At 73.8% G+C, this 21,674-nt stretch carries 21 protein-coding genes; 5 read left to right on the top strand and 16 right to left on the bottom strand.

Annotated features, from left to right (window positions below; all coding sequences use genetic code 11):
• Nucleotides 1-5 precede the first annotated feature (5 nt).
• The 3 genes from ACIG3E_RS15880 to ACIG3E_RS15870 all read right to left on the bottom strand — a co-directional run bounded on the left by ACIG3E_RS15880 (nt 6) and on the right by ACIG3E_RS15870 (nt 2,911).
• Nucleotides 6-1,601, bottom strand: coding sequence for a hypothetical protein (locus ACIG3E_RS15880; RefSeq protein WP_399616031.1), 1,596 nt, complete (start codon nt 1,599-1,601; stop codon nt 6-8).
• A gap of 96 nt (nt 1,602-1,697) precedes the next feature.
• The gene (locus ACIG3E_RS15875; protein WP_138963627.1) at nt 1,698-1,892 is read right to left on the bottom strand and encodes a hypothetical protein; all 195 of its coding nucleotides are present in this window, start codon (nt 1,890-1,892) and stop codon (nt 1,698-1,700) included.
• Nucleotides 1,893-2,020: 128 nt separating this feature from the next.
• The gene (locus ACIG3E_RS15870; RefSeq protein WP_399616029.1) at nt 2,021-2,911 is read right to left on the bottom strand and encodes a phosphatidylinositol-specific phospholipase C/glycerophosphodiester phosphodiesterase family protein; all 891 of its coding nucleotides are present in this window, start codon (nt 2,909-2,911) and stop codon (nt 2,021-2,023) included.
• Nucleotides 2,912-3,399: 488 nt separating this feature from the next.
• Between ACIG3E_RS15870 and modA the strand changes: the two genes are divergently transcribed.
• Together modA and ACIG3E_RS15860 are read left to right on the top strand one after the other, a co-directional pair.
• Nucleotides 3,400-4,203: a molybdate ABC transporter substrate-binding protein gene (gene modA, locus ACIG3E_RS15865; protein ID WP_399616027.1), complete on the top strand. Its 804-nt coding sequence runs from the start codon at nt 3,400-3,402 to the stop codon at nt 4,201-4,203.
• A gap of 27 nt (nt 4,204-4,230) precedes the next feature.
• Nucleotides 4,231-6,171 (top strand): ABC transporter permease, encoded by a 1,941-nt coding sequence (locus ACIG3E_RS15860; RefSeq protein WP_399616025.1) that lies wholly within the window; start codon nt 4,231-4,233, stop codon nt 6,169-6,171.
• Nucleotides 6,172-6,241: 70 nt separating this feature from the next.
• Here ACIG3E_RS15860 and ACIG3E_RS15855 read toward each other — a convergent pair whose 3' ends face one another.
• From ACIG3E_RS15855 to ACIG3E_RS15795, 13 genes are all read right to left on the bottom strand, one after another.
• Nucleotides 6,242-6,511 carry a DUF1905 domain-containing protein gene (locus tag ACIG3E_RS15855; RefSeq protein ID WP_399616023.1) on the bottom strand — a complete coding sequence of 90 codons (270 nt, stop codon included), beginning with the start codon at nt 6,509-6,511 and terminating at the stop codon, nt 6,242-6,244.
• 16 nt (nt 6,512-6,527) lie between these two features.
• Nucleotides 6,528-6,893, bottom strand: a complete 366-nt coding sequence (locus tag ACIG3E_RS15850; RefSeq protein WP_399616021.1) for a VOC family protein — start codon at nt 6,891-6,893, stop codon at nt 6,528-6,530.
• A gap of 123 nt (nt 6,894-7,016) precedes the next feature.
• The gene (locus tag ACIG3E_RS15845) at nt 7,017-7,685 is read right to left on the bottom strand and encodes an ABC transporter ATP-binding protein (protein WP_399616019.1); all 669 of its coding nucleotides are present in this window, start codon (nt 7,683-7,685) and stop codon (nt 7,017-7,019) included.
• Complete coding sequence (locus ACIG3E_RS15840) at nt 7,678-8,589, bottom strand: oligopeptide/dipeptide ABC transporter ATP-binding protein (RefSeq protein WP_399616762.1); 912 nt, start codon at nt 8,587-8,589, stop codon at nt 7,678-7,680. The genes ACIG3E_RS15845 and ACIG3E_RS15840 overlap by 8 nt, the downstream gene beginning before the upstream one ends.
• A gap of 80 nt (nt 8,590-8,669) precedes the next feature.
• Entirely contained in the window at nt 8,670-9,551 is an 882-nt protein-coding gene (locus ACIG3E_RS15835) for an ABC transporter permease (protein WP_399616017.1), read from the bottom strand.
• Entirely contained in the window at nt 9,544-10,509 is a 966-nt protein-coding gene (locus ACIG3E_RS15830; protein ID WP_399616759.1) for an ABC transporter permease, read from the bottom strand. The genes ACIG3E_RS15835 and ACIG3E_RS15830 overlap by 8 nt, the downstream gene beginning before the upstream one ends.
• 44 nt (nt 10,510-10,553) lie before the next feature.
• Nucleotides 10,554-12,149 (bottom strand): ABC transporter substrate-binding protein, encoded by a 1,596-nt coding sequence (locus ACIG3E_RS15825; RefSeq protein ID WP_399616014.1) that lies wholly within the window; start codon nt 12,147-12,149, stop codon nt 10,554-10,556.
• 111 nt (nt 12,150-12,260) lie between these two features.
• Nucleotides 12,261-13,358 carry an acyl-CoA dehydrogenase family protein gene (locus ACIG3E_RS15820; protein WP_399616012.1) on the bottom strand — a complete coding sequence of 366 codons (1,098 nt, stop codon included), beginning with the start codon at nt 13,356-13,358 and terminating at the stop codon, nt 12,261-12,263.
• Nucleotides 13,355-14,590 (bottom strand): acyl-CoA dehydrogenase family protein, encoded by a 1,236-nt coding sequence (locus ACIG3E_RS15815; protein WP_399616010.1) that lies wholly within the window; start codon nt 14,588-14,590, stop codon nt 13,355-13,357. Before ACIG3E_RS15815 ends, ACIG3E_RS15820 begins: the two co-directional genes overlap by 4 nt.
• Nucleotides 14,587-15,564, bottom strand: coding sequence for an NADPH:quinone oxidoreductase family protein (locus ACIG3E_RS15810; RefSeq protein WP_399616008.1), 978 nt, complete (start codon nt 15,562-15,564; stop codon nt 14,587-14,589). The genes ACIG3E_RS15815 and ACIG3E_RS15810 overlap by 4 nt, the downstream gene beginning before the upstream one ends.
• Before the next feature lie 76 nt (nt 15,565-15,640).
• Nucleotides 15,641-16,267 (bottom strand): helix-turn-helix domain-containing protein, encoded by a 627-nt coding sequence (locus tag ACIG3E_RS15805; RefSeq protein ID WP_399616006.1) that lies wholly within the window; start codon nt 16,265-16,267, stop codon nt 15,641-15,643.
• Between the two features lie 158 nt (nt 16,268-16,425).
• On the bottom strand, nt 16,426-17,187 hold the full coding sequence (locus ACIG3E_RS15800) for a PIG-L deacetylase family protein (protein WP_399616004.1): 762 nt from the start codon (nt 17,185-17,187) through the stop codon (nt 16,426-16,428).
• A gap of 166 nt (nt 17,188-17,353) precedes the next feature.
• On the bottom strand, nt 17,354-18,655 hold the full coding sequence (locus ACIG3E_RS15795; RefSeq protein WP_399616002.1) for an alpha/beta fold hydrolase: 1,302 nt from the start codon (nt 18,653-18,655) through the stop codon (nt 17,354-17,356).
• A gap of 128 nt (nt 18,656-18,783) precedes the next feature.
• Here ACIG3E_RS15795 and ACIG3E_RS15790 point away from each other — a divergent pair, with 128 nt between their 5' ends.
• The 3 genes from ACIG3E_RS15790 to ACIG3E_RS15780 are packed head-to-tail and all read left to right on the top strand — an operon-like array spanning nt 18,784 to nt 21,667.
• The gene (locus ACIG3E_RS15790; protein WP_399616000.1) at nt 18,784-19,539 is read left to right on the top strand and encodes a (Fe-S)-binding protein; all 756 of its coding nucleotides are present in this window, start codon (nt 18,784-18,786) and stop codon (nt 19,537-19,539) included.
• Nucleotides 19,536-21,011 carry a lactate utilization protein B gene (locus ACIG3E_RS15785; RefSeq protein ID WP_399615998.1) on the top strand — a complete coding sequence of 492 codons (1,476 nt, stop codon included), beginning with the start codon at nt 19,536-19,538 and terminating at the stop codon, nt 21,009-21,011. Before ACIG3E_RS15790 ends, ACIG3E_RS15785 begins: the two co-directional genes overlap by 4 nt.
• On the top strand, nt 21,008-21,667 hold the full coding sequence (locus tag ACIG3E_RS15780; RefSeq protein WP_399615996.1) for a lactate utilization protein C: 660 nt from the start codon (nt 21,008-21,010) through the stop codon (nt 21,665-21,667). Before ACIG3E_RS15785 ends, ACIG3E_RS15780 begins: the two co-directional genes overlap by 4 nt.
• The last annotated feature ends 7 nt before the right edge of the window (nt 21,668-21,674 follow it).

The following is a 21,674-nucleotide window of genomic DNA, read 5'->3' as shown; positions in this document are numbered from 1 at the left end:
CGCCCTCACTCCCCCGTGTCCCGCACGGCCACCAGGCCGTTGAAGACACCCACGTACGCGGTGCCGTCGGGCCCGAGCGTCACGGGCGCCCAGTTGTTGTCGTACGCGACGCCGGTCCCGGCGAGCCGCTTGAAGCGGGTCTGGCCGGTGCGGAAGTCGACGGCCGTGAGGTACCAGGCGTCGATGCCCAGGGGGTGGGGGTCCTTGGTGTAGAGGTAGAGCAGTCCGTTGGTGGTGGACAGCTTCGGCACGGTGGACGGGGAGCGCTCCTGGCTCTGCCACACCGTGTCGCAGCCGCTGCCGTCGGCGCGGACGTCGACGCGGGTGACGCCGCCGACGACGCTGCGGCCGAGGGTGAGCGAGGTGATGTTCTCGTAGCCGTAGTTGTTCTCGACGACGAGGCTGTTGCCGTAGCTGATCAGCGAGTTGTCGGTGGTGGACGCGCCGGAGGCGAAGACGGGGACCGAGCAGACCAGGCGGCGGTCCTCGGGGACGTCGGCGCCGCGCCGGTAGACGAGGACGTGCATGCGGTCGTCGGCGTTGTCGGTGATGGCGACGTACTTCTCCGCCGTGCCGAACAGGTCGGGGGTGGTGCCCGAACCCTGGTTCACGGAGCCGGGCTTGGTGCCCGTGCCCCGGTCGTAGGCCTGGCGCCAGGTGACCTCTGGCGTGCCGTCGGCGGCGGCCTCGAAGCCGTACAGGGCGTGGTCGGAGACGATCGACACGCCGTCCTCGGCGACCGAGAACGAGTTCTGGATCTCCTCGCCGCGCAGTCTCGTCGACCGTATGACGCCGGTCTTCGGATCGACGGTGCCGACGCGTCCCTGCCGGGTCACCCACCAGATGCGGCCGTCCCAGTCGGGCTGCACGGAGGTGACCGGGTCGCACTCGCCGCTGGGGTGGAGGTTCGTCCAGCTCACGCAGTCGTGCGGGACGTGCGCTGTCAGGTCCCAGTCCTTGTCGACGACGAAGCGCCAGCCGCCGTCGGCGGTGCGTTCGTGCGCGAGCCGTACGACGTGCTGGCGCGAGTCGGCGAGCACGAGGCGGTCCTCGTCGTCGAGGTAGGAGTACGCGCCGCCGGACGTGTCCTTGAAGATCCGGGAGAAGTCGAGGCGCGTGATCGCCTCGACGGTGGAGGGGCGCTGCGGCAGCTTGTACTCGGCGAGCGTACGCAGCGTGCGCGGGTCGAGCAGCTTGACCAGGAAGCCGGAGAACGTGCCGCACACGGTGACGATCCGGCCGTCGCGGTCGAAGGTGACGGTGGCGCACTCGCCGCCGAGCGCGGCCATCTTCTCGCTGTTGACCTCGGGCGCGCGGCCGAGCGGGCCGTTCCACGGGTACGTGCCGCTGCCCGCCGCGTCGGCGTGCATGCCGCTGCGCCCGTTCGGGGCGAGGTGGGGGTGCTGGGGCGGCGGGTTCCCGGGGACGGGCGCGGCGGTGGCGGGCGCTCCGATGTACGGGGCGACGAGCCGGTGCCCCGGCGCCTGGGGGATCTCGTCCGCGTGCGCGGCGGGCAGGGCCAGGGCCGTGGCCCCGAGGGCCAGGGCGAGGGCACGGCCCACGAGCGTACGGGGTCGGAGCACAGCGGTCAGACGAGGCATGCGCCGAAGCTAGGACCGGGCCCGTGAAGTGTCCATGCGCGTGCGGGAGTTGTTCACGGGGCCGCAACGCTCACGTGGCCCCGGGCTCCGGCGCGGTCACGGCCGGATGCCGCTGACGATGTCCGCCGTGGCCGTGAGACCGTCGTGGATGGTCGGCGCCACGCTCGTGCCCGCGAGGTAGAAGCCCAGCAGACCGCAGACCACGGCGTGCGAGACCTTCATGCCCCCGCTGCGCAGCAGCACCACCGCGATGATCAGGAGCAGCAGCCCCACCGAGATCGAAAGGAACATCACGGACCTCCTCCGCCACGCCGGCACCGTGGCTTTCGGCGGCAAGTGTGGCGTAGCGGAGGGTTTGTCCGGGTGAGCGGCGTGTCCGCCGGACGAGTGGTGTGCGGGGGACGCCGCCGTGGGAGCCGTCAGCCGCGGCGGGCGTCGAGGAACGTCTGGAGGCCCGCGAGGTCGTCGGTGTTGAGGTGGTCGACACCGGCGTCGAGGAGTTCGGTCCAGACCGCGTCGCGGGCCGGGCCCGGCAGGTCGGGCGTGGCCCAGAAGCGGACGCGCTGCCCGCGCTTGTGGGCGGTGGCGACGATGCCCCGCAGCTTGGCGCGCTCGGCGGGCGGGATCGGGCCGACGCCGTTCCAGGTGAAGTTCAGGGACCAGTTGTCGCTGATGAGCGGGGCGAAGGAGGAGGGCGCCGGGCCGCCGAGGTCGGCGAGGCGGCCGTCGTAGAAGGCGCGGCGCACCGGCTGCGCCTCCATCACCGGGCGGGCCGCGCGGTCGCCGGAGACCACGGCGGTGATCGCGGAGCGGCGGACCTTGCCGTGCGCGTACGTGGTGAACAGGCGCCGGTAGGGCCGCAGATGGCGGTCCAGCTCGCGGTACGTCGACGCGCCCTCGGTCTTGATGTCGATCAGGAGCTGGAACGGGCCGTGCCAGTGGCGGTACACGGAGCCGTGGTGGGCGCGGACGCGGGCCGCGAGGGGCTCCAGGTACAGCGACTCCAGGGTGCGGCTCGGGTCGAGGTCCGCCGGGTCGTGGGCGACGAGGAGCTGCCCGCCGACGAGGAAGATGTCGGCCTCGACGCTGGTGAAGCGGTGGTCGAGGGCGTCCAGGAGGGGCCGGGCGTGCTCGTAGTCGTTGTGCGCGTGGGCCTGTGCGAGGGGGCGCGGGCGGGGGTGGTGGCCGCGTTCGAGCGGACGGGTGCCCGGCGCGGGGTCGGCCGCGTGGGCGATTCCGGGCGCGGCGACGGCCGTCGCGACGGCCGCGCCGAGGGTGGTCAGGGCTCTGCGACGGGTGACGAGGGCCATGGGGTACCTCCCGAAAGGGCGGAGTGGGGGCGGGAATCGGCCGAAGCCTCAGTGAGTATGGCCTCCGGCCGCTCCGAGGAACCCTGCTGGCCTGGGAGTTGGCGTGATCGACGCCTTCAGTTCACCACGCGCGCGGCTCGGCCCCGCGCTGTGGCGGTCGTCGACGAGGCCAGGGCGGGCAGCTGCCTCGGATTTTCCTCCAGGCTCCTGGCATCTGCCATGTTAAATCGCCCAATAGTCTGTAAATGCAAGATGAAGACGGCTATCTTGTCGCACATGCAGTCCCACACCATCGGTCAGGCAGAGGTCGAGATCCAGGCGGGACCCCACCGGCTCGTGTGGGCCACCGCCCGCGTGAAGTCCACCAGCGTGCACGTCAACCGCGTCTGATCCCTCCGTCCCCAGCGGCACCGCCCGTCCCCGGTCACCGCGTCGTTCCGTTCTCCCGGGCGGCCCCCCGCCGTCCGCAGCAAGAGGAGCCCCACCGCATGAACACCGTGATCGCCAAGCGGCGGCGTGCCGCCGCCGCGCTCGTCACCGCCGCCCTGCTCCTGCCGCTGACGGCGTGCGGCAGCGACGACGACAAGAAGGACGAGGGCGGCACGAAGGACGGCGGCACGCGGCAGCGGGCCGACCTCACCGTCCTCGCCGCCGCGTCCCTCACCGACGTGTTCAAGACCGCGGGCGCCGCCTACGAGGACGCGCACCCCGGCACGAAGATCACCTTCTCCTTCGAGGGCTCGCAGGAGCTGGCCGCCAAGGTCCGCCAGGGCGCCCCGGCCGACGCGCTGGTCACCGCCGACACCAAGACGATGGACGGGCTCAGGTCCGACACCGGCACGCCGACCGTGATCGCCAAGAACCGCCTGGTCATCGCCACCGGCAAGGGCAACCCGAAGAAGGTCGAGCAGCTCAAGGACCTCGCCGACAAGGATCTGAAGGTGGTCCTCGCCGCGCCCGAGGTACCGGTCGGCCGCTACAGCGAGCAGATCCTGGAGCGGCAGAAGGTCGACGTGAAGCCGGTCTCCCAGGAGCCCAACGTCCGCGCCGTCCTGTCCAAGGTCGAGCTCGGCGAGGCCGACGCCGGTCTCGTCTACAAGACGGACGTCCAGGCCGCCGACGGCAAGGCCGAGGGCGTCGACATCCCCGACGGCCAGAACGCGATCGCCGCGTACCCGGCCGCTACCCTCAAGACGTCCGAGCACACCGCCGCCGCGGCCGCGTTCGTGACGTGGCTGACCTCCGCCGAGGCACAGAAGATCCTGCGGGACGCGGGCTTCCAGAAGCCGTAGCCCCGCGCACCGACCTGGGAATCCCCGATGAGAACACGCCGTGGAGCCGGTGCGCGCCCGCCGCTCACCCTGGCCGTGCCCGCGCTCCTCGCCGTCGCGTTCCTGCTGCTGCCGCTCGTCGGCATCCTCAGCCGGACCGCGTGGGGCGACCTCGGGACGCATCTGACGAGCCCCGGAGTGACCGAGGCGCTCAAGCTCTCGCTGTACGTGTCCTTCTGGGCACTCGGCCTGTCCCTGGTCCTCGGGGTGCCGCTGGCCTGGCTGCTCGCGCGCGTGCCGTTCCCCGGCAAGGCGCTCGTGCGCTCGCTCGTGCTGCTGCCCATGGTGCTTCCGCCCACCGTCGGCGGGGTCGCCCTGCTGCTCGGCTTCGGTCGGCGCGGGCTGCTCGGGCCGTGGCTGGAGGACACCTTCGGGATCGTCCTGCCGTTCCACACGTCGGGGGCCGTCGTGGCCGCCACGTTCGTGGCCATGCCGTTCCTGATCATCAGCCTCGAAGGCACCCTCGCGGGCATGCGCCTGTCGTACGAGGAGACCGCGGCCTCCCTCGGCGCCTCGCCGGTACGGGTGTTCTTCACCGTCACGCTGCCGATGGTCGCGCCCGGACTCGCCGCCGGGGCCGCGCTCACCTGGGCGCGGGCGCTCGGCGAGTTCGGCGCGACCATCACCTTCGCGGGGAACCTGCCGGGCACCACGCAGACCCTGCCGCTCCAGGTGTATCTGCTCCTCCAGGACCAGCCCGAGGCCGCGACCTCCGTGTCGCTGCTGCTCCTCGTGATCGCCATGGCCGTCCTCATCGCGCTGCGCGGGCGCTGGACGGGCGGGACGACCGACCGCGCGGCGCGCCCCCCCGGCGGCGGTGCGCCCCTGCCCGACGAGCCCGCGGGCGCACCGGAAGCGACCGGGCCCGTCCCGGCCGAGGCCGCGCCGGAGCGCTGGCCCCTGCACGCGGACGTCACCGGCTTCACCGAGCTCACGCTGACGGCCGAGCCCGGCACCACCATCGCCGTCGTCGGGCCGAACGGCGCGGGCAAGACCACGCTCCTGCGCGCCCTGCTCGGGCTCACCCCCCGCGCCCACGCCCGGCTGCGCCTCGGCGCGGCGGACGTCACCGCGCTGCCGCCGCACCGGCGCGGCGTCGCCTGGGTGCCCCAGGACGGCGCGCTCTTCCCGCACCTGAGCGCCCTGTCCAACACCGCCTACGGCCTGCGCGCCCAAGGGGTGCCGCGTGCCGAGGCCCGCCGCAGGGCCCGGCTCTGGCTCGACCGGCTCGGCGTCGGGCACCTCGCGCACCGCAGGCCCGCCCAGCTCTCCGGCGGCCAGGCCCAGCGCGTCGCCCTCGCCAGGGCCCTGGCCCCGCATCCGCGGCTGCTGCTGCTCGACGAGCCGCTGGCCGCCCTGGACCAGACGACGCGGGCCCACGTCCGGCACACCCTGCGCACCCATCTGGCGGGCTTCGGCGGGGTCTGTCTGCTCGTCACCCACGATCCGGTCGAGGCCGTCTCACTGGCCGACCGGGTCCTGGTCCTCGACGACGGACGGGCCCTGCAGGACGCCCCGCCCGCCGAGGTCACCCGGCGCCCCCGCTCCCCCTGGGTGGCCCGCATGCTGGGGAGCAACGCCCTCGCCGGGACGGGCACCGGGGACGGCACGCTGCTGCTCGCCGACGGCGGACACCTGGTGGCCGCCGACCCGCTCGGCGAAGGCACGCGGGCCCTCGCGGTCATCCCGCCCGAGGCGGTGTCGCTGCACCTGGAGCACCCCGAGGGCAGCCCGCGCAACGTCTGGCACGGCACGGTCCGGGAGATCACCGCGGTCGGCAGCAGGCTGCGGGTCCTGGTCACCGCCGAGAAGGCGCCCGACCTCGTCGCCGAGATCACCCCGCAGGCGGCGGCCGAACTGGGCCTGGCCGACGGCACCCCGGTCTACACGAGCGTGAAGGCGACCGAGGTCACGCTCGTCGCGGTCTGACGCGCGGGATGGAGGCCTAGGGTCCGGCTCGTCGGGAACGGGCCCGGGTACGGAGTGATCGTTCCTGGTGTCAGGCGTCGAGTCGCTCCTGTAGGCGGACGGTCACGGTGTCCCCTTCCTCCTTGCCGATCGCCTTGCGCACGTCCGCCTTCACCGGCAGCTTGTGCGTCCCGTCCCCCAGGGCCATGAACGAACTTCGGAACGGATGACCGTCGATCGTGCCCCGGACCTTCACCAGGCCGCGGGTGCCGAAGAACGCGGCCGACTCGGGCCACACGACGTAGGTCCAGCCGCCCTTGTCCGGGCTCTTCCGCAAGGTCGCGGTGAACTGCTTGTCCATTACGGATACCGCCTGTTCAGGAGTCTTCGACGAGGATCAGGTCGTTGCCGTCCGGGTCACGCACAGCGAACATGGGCGGCACCGCGGGCCCCATCCGCAGGACCTCCGCGTCCGCGTCGACGCCGCGTGCGCGCAGGTCCGCGTGGTCGGCGTCGGCATCTTGGGTCGTCAGACGGATCCCGGCCGGGCCCCCTTCGGGAACGAGCGCGATCGTCGTCGTCGCGCCGGGCGGCGCCACCTCGATCCAGCGCCCGTCGCCGAAGGGGACGTCCCGGCGCACTTCGAAGCCGAGCTCACCGACGTAGAACTCGATCGCCTTCTGCTGGTCGGTGACGCGCATCCCGACCGTGGCCACCTGCGTGATGTGGGTGGTTCTGCTCATCCCATGCCTCCGCTTCCTTGGTATGCACAAGGTGAGACGGCGGCAAGCGGGGAAACTCATCGCAGGCCCCGAGGTGCGACTGAACAGGGCTCGTCGGCCGCGCGAGCGGTGCCTGACGCGGCACTAGCGCACCGAACCGCCGGTCAGCTCGTCCCAGTGCACCGTCCGGTCGCACCACCGCTCCAGGAGCACCTTGTCGTGCCCCACGGCGAGCAGCCCGGCCCCGCTGTCGGCCCGGTACTCCTCCACGGCCGCGACCAGGGCGGCCGTCGTGGACGCGTCGAGCATCGCCGTCATCTCGTCGCAGATCAGCCAGCGGGGCCGCAGGACCAGGGCGCGGGCCAGACAGGCCCGCTGGAGCTGGCCGTCGCTGACCTCGTGCGGGCGGCGGCCGAGCAGGTCGGCGCCCAGGCCGACGGCGGGGGCGAGCTCCGCCACGCGGTCGGCGGCCCCGGCGGCGCGGCCGGTGGCCCGCAGGGGCTCCGCGATCAGCTGGGTGAGGGTCAGGCGCGGGTCGGCGGAGAGCCGGGGCTGCTGGAAGACCACGCCGAACGCGGTGCGCTGGGCGCGCGGGGCCCGGTGGCGCCAGCCGCGCGCGGCCTCGCCGTCGATGACGACCTGGCCCGCGTCCGGCCGGTGCAGCAGGGCCGCGACCCGGGCGAGCGTCGACTTGCCGCAGCCGCTGGGGCCGAGCAGGCCCACGGACTCGCCGGGCGCGAGGGTGAGGCTGACGTCCCGTAGGACGGGGTCGCGGCGGTCGTATCCGGCGGTCAGGGAGCGCAGTTCAAGCACGGGGCGCCTCCAGCGCGGCGGTGACCGGGTGGTGGCAGGCGACGCCCGCCGTGAACGCGGGGCGGCTCGCGCAGCTCTCGTCGGCCCGCGCGCAGCGGGCCGCGAAGGCGCAGCCCTCCGGGAGCGCGGACAGCTCGGGCGGCATGCCGGGGATCGGGGTGAACTCCCGCTCGGGCAGGGCGTCCAGGAGGCCGCGCGCGTACGGGTGGCGCGGTCCGGTCTCGCCGAAGAACGCCTCGGCGTCGGCGATCTCGACGACGCGGCTCGCGTACATGACGGCGACGCGGTCGGCGACGCGCCGGGCGGCGGCCAGGTCGTGGGTGATCAGGAGCAGCGCGCGGTCGTCGCCGACGTGGCGGCGCAGTTCGTCGACGGTGCGGTCGACGAGGTCGCGGTCCAGGCCCGTGGTGGGCTCGTCGGCCAGGAGCAGCGGCGCGTCGCCGATCAGGGCGAGCGCGGTGGCGGCGCGCTGGGCGAGGCCGCCGGACAGCTGGTGCGGATAGCGGTCGAGGTGGCCGACGGGGAAGGAGGCGCGCTCGGCCGCCGCCTCCGCGGCCGCGCGCAGCGCGGGGCGGCGCACCCCCGTCAGCTCCCGCAGGGTCTCCTCCAGCTGGGAGCGCACGGTGCGTACGGGCGTCAGATGCGCGGCGGGGCTCTGCGGCACGAGGCCGACGCGGCGGCCGCGCACGGTGCGGGCCAGGGTGCGCTCGTCGGCGGTGAGCAGGTCGAGGTCGCCGAGCAGCGCGGACCCCGCGGTCTCGGCGTTGCCGGGCAGGAGGCCGAGCAGGGCGGAGGCGAGCACGGACTTGCCGCAGCCGCTCTCGCCGACCAGGGCGAGGCATTCGCCCGACGCGAGGTCGAAGCGGGCGTCGGTGACGGCGGCCACGTGGCCGCCGCCGCGCATGCGGAAGCGCACGGAGAGCCCTCGTACGGAGAGCACGGGGTGCCTGGACGCGGCAGTCACAGCATCAGGGGGCGCGGCGGTCACAGCATCAGCTCCGATCGGCGGCGCGGGTTGATCCGCTCGCGCCAGGCGCCCGCGAGGCCCGCGATCGCCAGGGTGGGCACGATGATGAACAGGCCGGGGAAGAGCGTGGGCCACCAGTCGCCCGCGAGCAGCGAGCCGCGGGCGCCCTGCACGAGCGTGCCGAGGCTCGCCTGGTGCGTGGGCAGGCCGAGGCCGAGGAAGGAGAGCGCGGACTCGTGCCAGATGGCGTGCGGCACCATCAGGACGGCGGCGAGCCCGGCCTGCGGCAGCACCCCGGGCAGCAGGTGGCGCACGGTCACGCGCCAGCGTGAGGCGCCGCCGGAGATGGCCGCGTCGACGTAGGGGCGGGAGCGGAGGGACAGGACCTCGGCGCGCACGATGCGGGCGGTGGACAGCCAGTGCGTGAGCCCCACGGAGATCACCACGGGCCAGACACCGGGCCGGAACATCGCGACGATGAAGATGCCGAGCAGCAGGTGCGGGACGGACGCGAAGACGTCGACGACGCGCATCACGATCCGGTCCACCCAGCCGCCGCAGGCGGCCGCGAGCGCGCCCACGGCGGTGCCGACGACGGTGGCCACCACGGCGGCGACGACGCCGACGAGCAGCGAGACGCGCAGCCCGTACACACAGCGCACCAGCAGGTCGCGGCCCACGTCGTCGGTGCCGAAGGGGTGGGCCAGGGAAGGCGGCAGGAGCTTGTCCGCGAGGTGCACGGCCTGCTCGTCGAGGTCGACGACCGGCGGCACGATCAGGACGGCGAGCACGACGGCCGCGACGATCGCGGCGGAGCTCCACACCCGCCACGCGCGCGTGGCCGCGGCCGAGGTGCGCGCGGCGCGCGCGGAGGCCGGGCGCCAGGTGGTCTCAGCCATCGAATCCCACCCTGGGGTCGGCGAGCCCGTACAGCAGGTCCGCGAGGAGGTTGCCGAGCAGGACGGCGGCCGTCGCGAGCGCGGTGAGCGCGGCGAGCAGCGGGAAGTCCACGGAGGTGGCGGCGCCCACGGTGGCCGCGGCGATGCCGGGCCAGCTGAAGACGGTCTCCACCAGCAGCGCGCCGGTGATGAGTTCGGGCACGCGGGAGCCGACGAGGGTGAGCACCGGCAGCATGCCGGAGCGGAAGGCGTGCTGAAGCAGCACGGTGCGCTCGGCGAGGCCGCGGGCGCGGGCGCCGCGCACGGGGTCGTCGCCGAGCGCGTCGCCGACGCTCTGGCGCACGTACAGGACGAACCACGGCAGCTGGGAGATCGCGAGGACGGCTGCGGGCAGGATCAGATGGCTGGTGACCTGGCCGGACGTCACGGTCGTACGGGCGGTGTCGGTGAGTCCGCCCGCGGGGAGCACGTCGAGCTTGAGCGCGAAGAGCCACATCACGAGGAGGCCGAGCCAGAACGGCGGGGCGGCTTCCAGGGTGTAGGCGAGCGAGGTGATGCCCCGGTCGAGCCAGCCGCCGGGGCGGCGCGCGGCGAGCACGCCGAGGGCCGAGCCGAGCAGGATCGCGAGGAGGAAGGCGGTGGCGGCGAGCAGCACCGACCAGCCGATGCGCTCGCCGATGGCGTCGGCGACGGGCTGGCGCAGCGTGCTGGAGCCGCCGAGGTCGCCGGTCAAGGCCGAGGTGAGCCAGTCCCACCAGCGGCTCACCAGCGGCTTGTCGACGCCGAGGTTGGCGCGCAGCTGGTCGAGGTTCTCCTGGGACGCGGTGAGCCCGGCCGTGCCCGCGTACGCCTTGACGGGGTCGAAGGGCGAGGCCTCGGCGACGGCGAAGACGCCGAAGGTCACGACGAGCAGGACCGGGACGGCGAACACGGCTCGCCGGGCGGCGAGCCGTGCCATGGGCCCCCAGGGGACCCGGCGGCGCCGCTTGTCGGGCGCGGAGGTCACTTCTTCGGCTGCCAGTCCTCGACGTTCCACCACGGGCCGGAGGCCAGGCCGTGGTCGTGCGGCTCGACCTGGGTGGTGAGGTCGCCGAAGGACTTGTTCACCACGTAGAGGTGGTCGATGTGCGTGAGGAAGGTGTAGCCGGGGTTCTTCACCAGCTCGCGCTGGACGGTGTCGTACGCGGCTTTGCGCTTGGCCCGGTCGCCGCTCTTGCGGGCGTCCTCCAGGGCCTTGTCGACCGTGGCGTTGTCGTAGTGCGCCATGTTGTTGAAGCCGTCACCGGCGAGCGAGGACTTCAGGAGGGTGTACTGGTCGAAGTCCGGGTCGGCCGGGGAGCCGCCGCCCGCGAGGACCGCGTCCTTGGCCATACGCGGTTCGATGACCTCCCAGGTGCCGGACTGCACCTCGACCTTGATGCCGAGCTTCTTGGCGTCGGAGGCGTAGGCGAGCGCGTGGTCCTGGCGGAGCTTGTCGCCGGTGAGGTACCAGAGCGGGAACGACGCCTGGACGCCGTCCTTCTCGCGGATGCCGCCCTTGCCGGGCTTCCAGCCCGCGGCGTCGAGGATCTTCTTGGCCTTGGCGGCGTCGAACTTCCGCTCGGTGCCCTTGGTGAACCAGGGGCTGTCCGTCGGGACCGGGCCGTAGGCCTCCTTGCCCGCGCCGTCGAGGATGGAGTCGACCATGGCCTTGCGGTCCACGCCGATGTCGAGGGCGCGCCGCACAGCCGTGTCGCCCGCGACCTTGTTGCCGGTCGGCAGGGTCACGACGCGGTAGTCGAAGGTCTTGGCGGCGTACGTCTTCTTGGCGCCGTCGGACGCGAAGGTCTCGGCGAGGTTCGGCGGCAGGATGGCGCCGTCGAGGTCGCCGGTGCGCAGCCGGGTGGCGCGCACGTCGTCGTCCTTGATGATCGCCATCGTGAAGTTCTTGATCTTCGGCGCGCCGCCCCAGTAGCCGGGGTTGGCCTTGAAGACGATCTTCTCGCCCTTGGACCACTTCACCAGCTCGTAGGGGCCGGTGCCCACGGGCTTGGTGGAGAAGTCGCCCTTGTTGACGTCCTGCTTGCCCGCGATGTGCTCGGGCGCGATGGGCAGGACGGTGCGCTCGGCGAACGGCGCGTAGGGGTACTTGAGGTGGAAGACGACGGTGTCGTCGCCCTTGGCCTCGACGCTCTTGAGCGCGTCGAGCTCGGTCTTGGAGGCGTTGTTCGTCTTCTTGTCGAGGATCGTCTCGTACGTGAAGACGACGTCCTTGGCCGAGAAGGGCTTGCCGTCGCTGAACTTGACGCCCTCGCGCAGCGCGAAGGTGTAGGTCTTGCCGTCGTCGCTGACCTTCGGGAGCTTCGCGGCGAGCGCGGGCCGCAGCTTCATGTCGGCGTCGTGCGTGAGCAGACCGTCGAAGATCTTGGAGTTGCCGTCCTTGCCGTAGCCGAGGAGCGGGCTGAGCGTCTCGGGTTCGTACGCGATGCCGACGACGGCGGAGTCCTTGGCGCCGCCCGAGCCCTTGCCGTCGTCCGGCGACGAACAGGCCGAGGCGGCGACCGCCAGTGCGGCGGTCGCCGCGACCGCGCCCGTGGTCCGTATGGATCGGGCCCTCATGCTCCACACCCCTACTGAAGATCAATCCTTCTTGCGAACAGCTCGCAATTATGCCTCACGTAATGGGTGTGTAGGGCACGGGTCCCCTACGACTTTTGGACTACGTGCAGGTCAGGGCGCTGGCAGGGCGACCAGCCCGGCCAGGGCCTCCTTGTGCCGTCCCGCCGTGCCGAGGGCGAGGGAGTCGGCCTTGGCGCGCTTGAGGGCGAGGTGGACGGGGTGTTCCCAGGTCATGCCGATGCCGCCGTGCAGTTGCAGGGCCTCCTCGGCGGCGCGCACCGCGACGGGGGACGCGTAGGCCTGCGCGAGGGCCGTCGCGAGGTCCGGCTCGTCGCTGCCGGTGGCCAGGGCGTCGGCGGCGTTGCGGGCGGCGGCGCGCAGGTTCACCACATCGAGCCAGACCTGGGCGAGGCGGTGCTTGAGGGCCTGGAAGGAGCCGACGGGGCGGTTGAACTGATGGCGCTCCTTCGTGTGGCGCACGGTCTTTGCCAGGCACCACTCGGCGAGACCCAGCTGCTCCGAGGCGAGCAGCCCCGCCCCGGCGCGCAGGCCGAGGGCCACCGGCGCCGCCGCGTCGAGGGCGAGCGGGCGCGCCGGGGCCGCGTCGAAGGTGACCGTGGCGAGCGGGCGGGTGCGGTCGAGCGAGGTCAGCGGGGTGATGGTGACGCCGCCCCGGTCGGCGTCGACGGCGCACAGGCCGCCGTCGGACGGCACGAGCAGCACGTCGGCGGCGCCCGCGTCCGCGACGCCGGTCACCTCGCCGCGCAGGACGCCGTCCGCGTACCGCGCGAGCGGGTACGCGTCCCCGGGGGCGGTGGCAAGGGGCACGGCGAGCGCGCCGATCGTACGGCCCGAGGCGAGCGCGGCGAGCAGGTCGGCGGCCGCCTCGCCGCAGCCGAGCAGCGCTTCGGTGGCGATGACGGCGCTCGTCAGATACGGCACGGGGGCCACCGCGCGGCCGAGTTCCTCCAGGACCACGGCCGCCTCGCGGTGCGTGGCGCCCTGGCCGCCCCGGTCCTCGGGCACCAGGAGTCCGGCGAGGCCCATGCCTTCGGTGAGGGCCTTCCACAGGTCGCGGTCGCAGGCCTGGTCGGACTCGGTGCGGGCGAGGACGGTGGCCGGGTCGCAGTGGTCGGTGAGGAGGGCGCGCACGGCGGCGCGGACCGCCTCCTCTTCCTCCGTGTGGAGCAGATGGCTCGGCGGGGTCATCGGGTCAGGTCCTTCCAGGCGACGTCCTTGTCGGTGCGCGGTTCCGGCGGCAGGCCGAGGACGCGCTCGGCGACGATGTTGAGCAGGACCTCGCTCGTGCCGCCCTCGATGCTGTTGCCCTTGGCGCGCAGATAGCGGTAGCCCGCCCCGCGCCCGAAGAAGTCGACCCCTTCGGGCCGCCGCATCGTCCAGTCGTCGTACAACAGCCCTTCCTGGCCGAGGAGTTCGACCTCCAGGCCGCTGATGGCCTGGTTGAGGCGGGCGAAGCCGAGCTTGGCGGCGGAGCCCTCGGGGCCCGGCTGGCCCGCCGCGAGCTGCTGGCGCAGGCGCTCGCCGGTGAGCCGGGCGACCTCGGCCTCCACCCAGAGGGTGAGCAGGCGCTGGTGCAGGTCGTGGGTGCGCAGCTCGGGGCGCTCGCGCCAGGTCCGGGCGAGGGGCTCGATCATGCCGCCCTCGCGCGGCAGGCGCGTGCCGCCGATGGACACGCGCTCGTTCATGAGCGTGGTCTGCGCGACCCGCCAGCCGTCGCCGACCGCGCCGAGCCTGTGCGCGTCGGGGATGCGGACGTCGGTGAGGAAGACCTCGTTGAACTCGGCCTCGCCGGTGATCTGCCGCAGCGGCCGCACCTCGACGCCCGGGTCGGTCATGTCGCACACGAAGTACGTGATGCCGCGGTGCTTGGGCACGTCCGGGTCGGTGCGGGCGATGAGGATGGCCCAGCGGGCGAGGTGCGCGCTGGAGGTCCACACCTTCTGTCCGTTGACCACCCAGGTGTCGCCCTCGCGCACCGCGCGGGTGCCGAGCGCCGCGAGGTCGGAGCCCGCACCGGGCTCGCTGAACAGCTGGCACCACACCTCCTCGCCGACCCACAAGGGCCTGAGGAAGCGGCGCTTCTGGTCCTCGGTGCCGAAGCCGAGGATCGTCGGCGCCGCCATGCCGAGGCCGATGCCGATGCGGCGCGGGTCGTTGTCGGGGGCGCCCGCGGCCTCAAGATCGGCGTCCACGACGGCCTGGAGCGGGCGGGGCGCGGCGAGGCCGCCGAGGCCCTCGGGGTAGTGCACCCAGGCGAGCCCGGCGTCGAAGCGGGCCTTCAGGAAGGCGGTGCGCTCCGTCGTGCCCGGCGGGTGGGCGGCGAGGAACTCCCGCGTGCGGCGCCGCAGTTCGGCGGCATTGGGCCCTTCGATGGTGTCGGGCCCTTCGGCGGCGTCGGTCCTGTCCGTGGTGTCGGTCATGCGGCCGCCCCGTCCGTGAGCCCGGGCAGGACGACGACGCGCCCGGTGGTGGCCCCGTCGGCGACGCGCTGGACGGCCGCCGCCGCACCGGTCAGCGGCACCCGCTCGCTCACCAGGGGTTTGACCGCGCCCTTGGCGGCGAGCGCGGTCAGCTGCTCGTGGCAGTCGAGGACGGCCCGCGGGTCCTTCGTGACGTACAGGCCCCAGTGCAGGCCGACGATCGAGTAGTTCTTCACCAGGGCGTGGTTCAGGGCGGGCGCCGGGATGGTGCCGCTCGCGAAGCCGACGACCACCAGGCGGCCCTCGAAGGCCACGCACTTGGCGGACTGGGTGTACGCGGCGCCGCCCACGGGGTCGTAGACCACGTCGGCGCCGCGCCCGCCGGTGGCGTCCTTCACGGCCGCCACGACGTCGTCCGCGTGCCGGTCCACGACCGCGTCGCAGCCCAGTTCGCGGGCGACCCGGGCCTTCTCGGCGCCGCCGACGACGCCGATGACGCGGGCGCCCGCCGCCTTGCCGAGCTGCACGGCCGCGCTGCCGACGCCGCCCGCGGCCGCGTGCACCAGGAGCGTCTCGCCCGCCTGGAGCCGGGCCCGCCGGTGCAGGCCGAACCAGCCGGTCTGGTAGCCGATGTGCAGGGCCGCGGCCTCGGCGTCGTCGAGGGCGTCCGGGGCGGGCAGCAGCGCCGCGGCGTCCGCGACGGCGTACTCGGCGAAGCCGCCGTACGGCAGCACGGGGTTGGCGATGACGCGCCGCCCGTCCGCCGTCGTGCCGCAGACCTCCACGCCGGGCGTGAACGGCAGCGGCGGGGTGATCTGGTACTCGCCCCGGCAGAGCAGCGCGTCCGGGAAGTTGACGTTCGCGGCGCGGACCTCGATCAGCACCTGGCCGTCGCCGGGCACCGGCCTGTCCGTCTCTTCGAGCCGCATCACCTCGCCCGGCTCGCCGTTGCGGGGTACGTGCCATGCGTGCATGCGAGGCCTCCACGGGGGCGTCGGTGGACCGTGCTCCCGCGCATACTAAGCGGTCGCTTGCCTCAAGGGAACAGGGTCATCCCTCCGCCGCGGACCGCTTCTTGGGCTGGGCCCGCACGTGCATGCGCTCGCCCTGCGGCCCGAACAGGCTCAGGAACTCGGCGGGGCCCTCGCCGGTGGAGCCGAACCAGTGCGGCACCCGGGTGTCGAACTCGGCGGCCTCCCCCGCGGTCAGCACCACGTCGTGCTCGCCGAGGACCAGGCGGAGCCTGCCGGACAGGACGTACAGCCACTCGTAGCCCTCGTGCGTCCGCGGTTCGGGCTCGGCCGTGCGCTGGGGCTCGATGACCTTGTACGCCTGGAGCCCGCCGGGCTGGCGGGTCAGCGGCACCATCGTGCGGCCGTGGCGGACGATCGGCTTGGCGCGCACCCGGGGGTCTCCGACGGGCGGGGCGCCGACGAGCTCGTCCAGGGGCACCTGGTGGGCGCGGGCGATGGGCAGGAGCAGTTCCAGGCTCGGCTTGCGCCCGCCCGACTCAAGCCGGGAGAGGGTGCTGACGGAGATGCCGGTGGCGGCGGAGAGCCCGGCGAGCGTGGCGCCGCGCTCCTTGCGGATCCTGCGGAGGCGGGGGCCGACGGCGGTGAGGACCTGCTCGGTCGCGCCGTCGTCCCCCTCGGGGGTGTGACTCTCTTCGCGTGCCATGCGCCCATTGCAGAATCGGCAACGCGTGATGTCAAACCCGCATCATCGGTCTCCGGTCGGAGAGGTCTCCGGTCGGAGAGGCCCCGGCCGGAGAGGCCCCGGCCGGAGAGGCCCCGGCCGGAGAGGTCTCCGACCGAAGAGGCTCCCGCCCGGAGGCGTCAGCGGCCGAAGACCTGGAACGCCACCGCGGGGACCCCGCCGAAGCGCGGCGCGAGCCCCTCGGCGATGCCGCCGAGGAACGAACGGCAGTACTTCTCCGGGTCCTCGTCGGTGAGGGCCTCCAGATAGGCGCGGTGTTCGAGCAGGGACCGGACGGAGCGCTCCAGGCCCGGCCGCGCGTCGACCGCGTGCGTGGGCCGGTCCGTCCCGGCCACGGCGACCCAGCGCACCCCGTTCCACGGCTCCAGGCCCTGGTCGATCAGCTCGGGGAAGATCCAGCGGTTGCCCGCGTCGGCGACCGCGTCCAGGGTGGCGCGGCCCACGGCGACGTGGTCGGGGGTGTTCCAGGCGACGCCGCCCCACGTGTCCTGGTAGTTGAGCGTCACGACCAGCTCGGGCCGGTGCCTGCGGATCGCGGCGGCGATGTCGCGGCGCAGCGCCGTGCCGTACTCGATCACGCCGTCCTTGTGGTCGAGGAACTCGACGGTGTCCACGCCGACGACGGCCGCGCTCGCGCGCTGCTCCCGCTCGCGCACCGGGCCCGCCTCTGCGGGCGCCAGGGTGTCGATGCCCGCCTCGCCGCGGGTCGCGAGGAGGTACGCCACCTCGCGGCCCGCGTCCGTCCAGGAGGCGACGGCGCCCGCGCAGCCGTACTCCAGGTCGTCCGGGTGCGCGACGACGGCGAGGGCGCGCTGCCAGTCCTCAGGCAGGGGGGCCAGTTGCTCGGGCGCGGTCGTACTCGTGTGCTGCGGCTCGGTCATGCGCGCAGCCTAAGCGCTCCGCTGGGTTCGCCGTGTCGTGCCGTCGTTCGCCTGCGGGTTCGTTGTGGCTGATCGCTCCCCCAAGTTCTCGGCTTCGCTCGAACAGGGGGGACCCCCTTCGCGGCGGAGCCGCATTTCGGCACAGCCCCGCGCCCCTTCGGGGCGCTTAGATCTCGCCCCGCACCAGGTCGAGGAGTCGGGCGAGGACCCGGTCGCCGCTCGCGCGCAGGCCGTCGTGCTCGTACTCGTCGGTGACCCAGGTGCGCAGGCCGCCGATCGTGCGGGCGGTGCGCAGGGCGTCGGCGGTGTCGACGTACAGGTCGTCGTGGTAGACGGCCGCGGCCACCGGCACCTCGTTCGCGGCCAGGCGCTCGGCGTCGTACAGCGGGGCCCAGTCGGCGCGTTCGGCGAGCAGCTCCGCGGTCTCGCGCAGCGGGCGCAGCGCCGGGTCGCAGTCGAACATCCAGCGCTGCACGGCCTCCCCGGTGAACAGGACCGGCTCGCCGCCCGCGAGGCTCTTGCCCGCGTCGAACGCGGGGAACTCGCCGCGCACCCGCTCCGCTGACCACGCGGTGGGCCGACCGCCCTGGGCGTAGCACGCCTCGTGCAGCAGGGCGTACAGCGGGTGTCCGGCGTACGACAGGAGCGCCTGGGCCGTCTCCTGGAAGGCGTCGGACAGTTCGTGCCCGCCGGGGGTGCGCACGAAGGCGTCCTCCAGGAGGTAGTGCAGGCGGTGGCTGCCGTCGCCGGTGCCGAGGAGGATGCCCAGGGCCTGGAAGGCCTCGGCGGTGAAGCGGTAGCCGCCGTTCAGGACGGGCTCGTGCTCGGCGGCGTACTCGGCGACGCGCCGGGCCCGCTCGACGTCCTGGGGGTAACGCGCGTAGTGGGCAAGCGACTTGCGCTCCATGCGCGGGTAGGCGGCGCGGTACACGTCGTCCGCGTGCCCGTCGAGCGTCGGGAGCCCGCCGGTGATCAGCGCGGCCGCCAGGCCCTCGGGGGCGGCGGACAGGTAGTGCGTGGCGCAGAAGCCGCCGAAGCTCTGGCCGAGGACCGTCCAGGGGGCGCCGCCGGTGACCTCGTGCCGGATCGCCTCGCAGTCGCGCACGATCGCGTCGGCGCGGAAGTGGCCGAGGTAGTCGGCCTGTTCGCGGGGTCCGCCACGCAGCGGCAGGGTCTGGCGGTTGGCGGGCGTCGACGCGGCGGTGCCGCGCTGGTCGAGCAGCAGCACGCGGTAGTCGCGCAGGGCGCGGCCGAGCCAGGCCTGCTTGCCGACGAAGCGGTCGGCCCCGAAGCCGGGTCCGCCTTGGAGGTACACCAGCCAGGGCAGGTCGGCGTCCTGCCGCGCCGCCGCCACGCACTCCCGCGCGAACAGCTCTATCCGCTCCCCCGCCGGGTCCGCGTGGTCGAGCGGGACGCTGAACCGGCGGTCGGTGAGCACGACTCCGGGCTGACGGTAGGTGGGACTCAAGGCATCTCCTCAAACAGTGCGCGGAAGCGGAACCGTCCTAGTGGAGCACACCGCCCGCTGGGGCTCGTGTGCCGCCGTCCGCGCCAGTACGCTCGGGCCATCCGATGATCGACGAGGAGGAACACACCATGCGTGTCGCACTCTTCCTGACGTGTGTCAACGACACGCTCTATCCGCACACCGGCCGCGCCACCGTGAAGCTCCTGACCAGACTGGGTGTCGAGGTGGACTTCCCGCAGGCCCAGACCTGCTGCGGACAGGCGCACTACAACACTGGCTACCGCCGTCAGGCGGAGCCGCTCGCCCGCCACTTCTCCGATGTCTTCGCGGGGTACGAGGCGATCGTGACGCCGTCCGGCTCGTGCGGGGCGATGGTGCGCGAGCTGTATCCGCGCCTCGGCGAGCGGGCCAGGGCCGAGGGCCGCGGCGGAGGGCTCGCGGCGGCCGTGGCGCCGGTGGTGCCCCGGACGTTCGAGCTCACCGAGTTCCTGGTGGACGTCCTGGGCGTCACGGACGTCGGCGCGTACTACCCGCACACGGTGACGTACCACCCGACGTGTCACGGCCTGCGCTCGCTCGGGCTCGGCGACCGGCCGACGAAGCTGCTCGGCGCGGTCAAGGGGCTCGACTTCGTGGAGCTGCCGGGCGCCGAGGAGTGCTGCGGCTTCGGCGGCACCTTCGCCGTGAAGAACCCCGACGTGTCGGCGGCGATGGGCGCCGACAAGGTGCGCAACGCGGAGTCGACCGGGGCCGGGGTGCTGTGCGCGGCGGACAACTCCTGTCTGATGCACATCGGCGGCACGATGTCCCGGCTGCGGACCGGCCTGCGGCCCGTCCACATCGCCGAGATCCTGGCGAGCACGGAAGAGGAGCCCCTGGCATGAGCGGCACCTTCGTGGGCATGCCCGCGTTCCCCGAGGCGGCGCGCGCCGCCGTCGGCGACGCCACGCTGCGCGCCAATCTGCGGCACGCCACCCACACCATCCGCGACAAGCGGGCCCGCGCCGTCGCCGAACTCGACGACTGGGCGCGGTTGCGCGAGGCGGGCAAGCGCATCAAGGACCACACGCTGCGCCACCTCGACCACTATCTGCTGCGCCTGGAGGAGGCGGTGACGGCGGCGGGCGGCACCGTGCACTGGGCCGCCGACGCGGCCGAGGCCAACCGCGTCGTGACCCGGCTCGTCGCGGAGACCGGCGAGTCCGAGGTCGTCAAGGTCAAGTCGATGGCCACCCAGGAGATCGGCCTCAACGAAGCCCTGGCGGCGGCGGGCGTCCGCGCCTACGAGACCGACCTCGCCGAGCTGATCGTGCAGCTCGGCCGGGACCGCCCCTCGCACATCCTGGTGCCCGCCATCCACCGCAACCGCGGCGAGATCCGCGACATCTTCGCCGCGGAGATGGGGCGTTGGGGCCGCCCCGCCCCGGACGGGCTCAGCGACACGCCCGCCGAGCTCGCCGAGGCGGCGCGGCTGCATCTGCGGGAGAAGTTCCTGCGCGCCAAGGTCGGGATCTCCGGCGCCAACTTCATGGTCGCCGAGACCGGCACGCTGGTCGTCGTCGAGTCCGAGGGCAACGGCCGCATGTGCCTGACGCTCCCGGAGACCCTGATCTCCGTCGTCGGCGTGGAGAAGGTCGTGCCGACGTGGCGGGACCTGGAGGTGTTCCTGCAGACCCTGCCGCGCTCCTCGACGGCCGAGCGCATGAACCCGTACACCTCGACGTGGACGGGCACCACGGACTCCGACGGCCCCCGGGCCTTCCACCTGGTGCTGCTCGACAACGGCCGCACCGACGCGCTCGCCGACGAGGTGGGCCGCCAGGCGCTGCGCTGCATCCGCTGCTCGGCGTGCCTCAACGTGTGCCCGGTGTACGAGCGGGCGGGCGGGCACGCCTACGGCTCGGTGTACCCGGGGCCGATCGGGGCGATCCTCAGCCCGCAGCTGCGGGGCACGGCGAGCGCGGTCGACGCGTCGCTGCCGTACGCCTCGTCGCTGTGCGGTGCCTGCTACGAGGTGTGCCCGGTGGCCATCGACATCCCGGAGGTCCTGGTGCACCTGCGGGAGCGGGTCGTCGAGGGCGGCGAGGTGACCCGCCGCGGTGTGCGGGTACGGCTGCGGCCCGCCAAGGGGCACGCGGCGGAGCGGGCGGCGATGCGGGCCGCGCGGTGGGTGTTCCGGCACCCCGGCGCCCTGCGCGCGGGCCAGCGCCTGGCCGCGCGCACCCGGGCCGCGCACCCCCGGACGCTGCCGGGACCGGGCCGGGCGTGGAGCGCCACGCGGGACCTGCCGCCGGTGCCCGCCGAGCCGTTCCGCGACTGGTGGCGGCGTACGCACGGCGAAGGGAGCGGGGCGTGAGCGGCAGGGACGTCATCCTCGGCCGGATCAGGCGCGCGCTCGGCCCGGTGCCGGACGACGCCCCCGACCCCTGCGCCGCCCACGAGGCGGCCGTTCCGCGTGACTATCTGCGCGAGCACGGGACGCGCACCGAGGCCGAGACCGTCGACCTGCTCGCCGAGAACCTCGCCGACTACCGGGCGGTGGTGCACCGCGCGGACGCGGACGGCCTCGCGGCGCTGCTCGCACGGCTGCTCGCCGCGCGGGGCGCGCGGACGGTGCTCGTCCCGCCCGGCCTGCCGCCGTGGTGGCTGACGGCCGCCGACCCCGTCCGCGTCCCCGACCGGGCGGCGGACACGCCGCGGGAGCTCGACCTCGTCGACAGCGTCGTCACGGGCTGCGCGATCGCCGTCGCCGAGACCGGCACGATCGTCCTCGACGGCTCCCCCGACCAGGGCCGCCGCCGGATCACGCTGGTCCCCGACCACCACGTCTGCGTCGTCCGCGTGCCCGAGCAGGTCGTCGCCTCGGTGCCGCTCGCCCTCGAACGGCTCGATCCGCGCCGCCCGCTCACCTGGATCTCCGGCCCCTCCGCGACCAGCGACATCGAGCTGGACCGGGTCGAGGGCGTGCACGGGCCGCGCACCCTTGAGGTGGTGCTGGTGAGCGGGGTGTGACCGGCGC

It is taken from the genome of Streptomyces sp. NPDC053474 (assembly GCF_044544845.1).
GTDB lineage: Bacteria > Actinomycetota > Actinomycetes > Streptomycetales > Streptomycetaceae > Streptomyces.
Note: the sequence above shows the minus strand (reverse complement) of the source record. Positions and strands in the feature narration are given on the sequence as shown.

Excerpts from the sequence above, each read along its gene's own strand:
- ACIG3E_RS15850 (WP_399616021.1), bottom strand. The coding sequence starts at position 6,893 with ATGAGCAGAACCACCCACATCACGCAGGTGGCCACGGTCGGGATGCGC.
- ACIG3E_RS15835 (WP_399616017.1), bottom strand. The coding sequence starts at position 9,551 with ATGGCTGAGACCACCTGGCGCCCGGCCTCCGCGCGCGCCGCGCGCACC.
- ACIG3E_RS15855 (WP_399616023.1), bottom strand. The coding sequence starts at position 6,511 with ATGGACAAGCAGTTCACCGCGACCTTGCGGAAGAGCCCGGACAAGGGC.
- ACIG3E_RS15800 (WP_399616004.1), bottom strand. The coding sequence starts at position 17,187 with ATGACCGAGCCGCAGCACACGAGTACGACCGCGCCCGAGCAACTGGCC.
- ACIG3E_RS15860 (WP_399616025.1), top strand. The coding sequence starts at position 4,231 with ATGAGAACACGCCGTGGAGCCGGTGCGCGCCCGCCGCTCACCCTGGCC.
- ACIG3E_RS15875 (WP_138963627.1), bottom strand. The coding sequence starts at position 1,892 with ATGTTCCTTTCGATCTCGGTGGGGCTGCTGCTCCTGATCATCGCGGTG.
- ACIG3E_RS15840 (WP_399616762.1), bottom strand. The coding sequence starts at position 8,589 with ATGCGCGGCGGCGGCCACGTGGCCGCCGTCACCGACGCCCGCTTCGAC.
- ACIG3E_RS15805 (WP_399616006.1), bottom strand. The coding sequence starts at position 16,267 with ATGGCACGCGAAGAGAGTCACACCCCCGAGGGGGACGACGGCGCGACC.
- ACIG3E_RS15810 (WP_399616008.1), bottom strand. The coding sequence starts at position 15,564 with ATGCACGCATGGCACGTACCCCGCAACGGCGAGCCGGGCGAGGTGATG.
- ACIG3E_RS15785 (WP_399615998.1), top strand. The coding sequence starts at position 19,536 with ATGAGCGGCACCTTCGTGGGCATGCCCGCGTTCCCCGAGGCGGCGCGC.
- ACIG3E_RS15830 (WP_399616759.1), bottom strand. The coding sequence starts at position 10,509 with ATGGCACGGCTCGCCGCCCGGCGAGCCGTGTTCGCCGTCCCGGTCCTG.
- ACIG3E_RS15820 (WP_399616012.1), bottom strand. The coding sequence starts at position 13,358 with ATGACCCCGCCGAGCCATCTGCTCCACACGGAGGAAGAGGAGGCGGTC.
- ACIG3E_RS15825 (WP_399616014.1), bottom strand. The coding sequence starts at position 12,149 with ATGAGGGCCCGATCCATACGGACCACGGGCGCGGTCGCGGCGACCGCC.
- ACIG3E_RS15815 (WP_399616010.1), bottom strand. The coding sequence starts at position 14,590 with ATGACCGACACCACGGACAGGACCGACGCCGCCGAAGGGCCCGACACC.
- ACIG3E_RS15880 (WP_399616031.1), bottom strand. The coding sequence starts at position 1,601 with ATGCCTCGTCTGACCGCTGTGCTCCGACCCCGTACGCTCGTGGGCCGT.
- ACIG3E_RS15870 (WP_399616029.1), bottom strand. The coding sequence starts at position 2,911 with ATGGCCCTCGTCACCCGTCGCAGAGCCCTGACCACCCTCGGCGCGGCC.
- ACIG3E_RS15790 (WP_399616000.1), top strand. The coding sequence starts at position 18,784 with ATGCGTGTCGCACTCTTCCTGACGTGTGTCAACGACACGCTCTATCCG.
- modA (WP_399616027.1), top strand. The coding sequence starts at position 3,400 with ATGAACACCGTGATCGCCAAGCGGCGGCGTGCCGCCGCCGCGCTCGTC.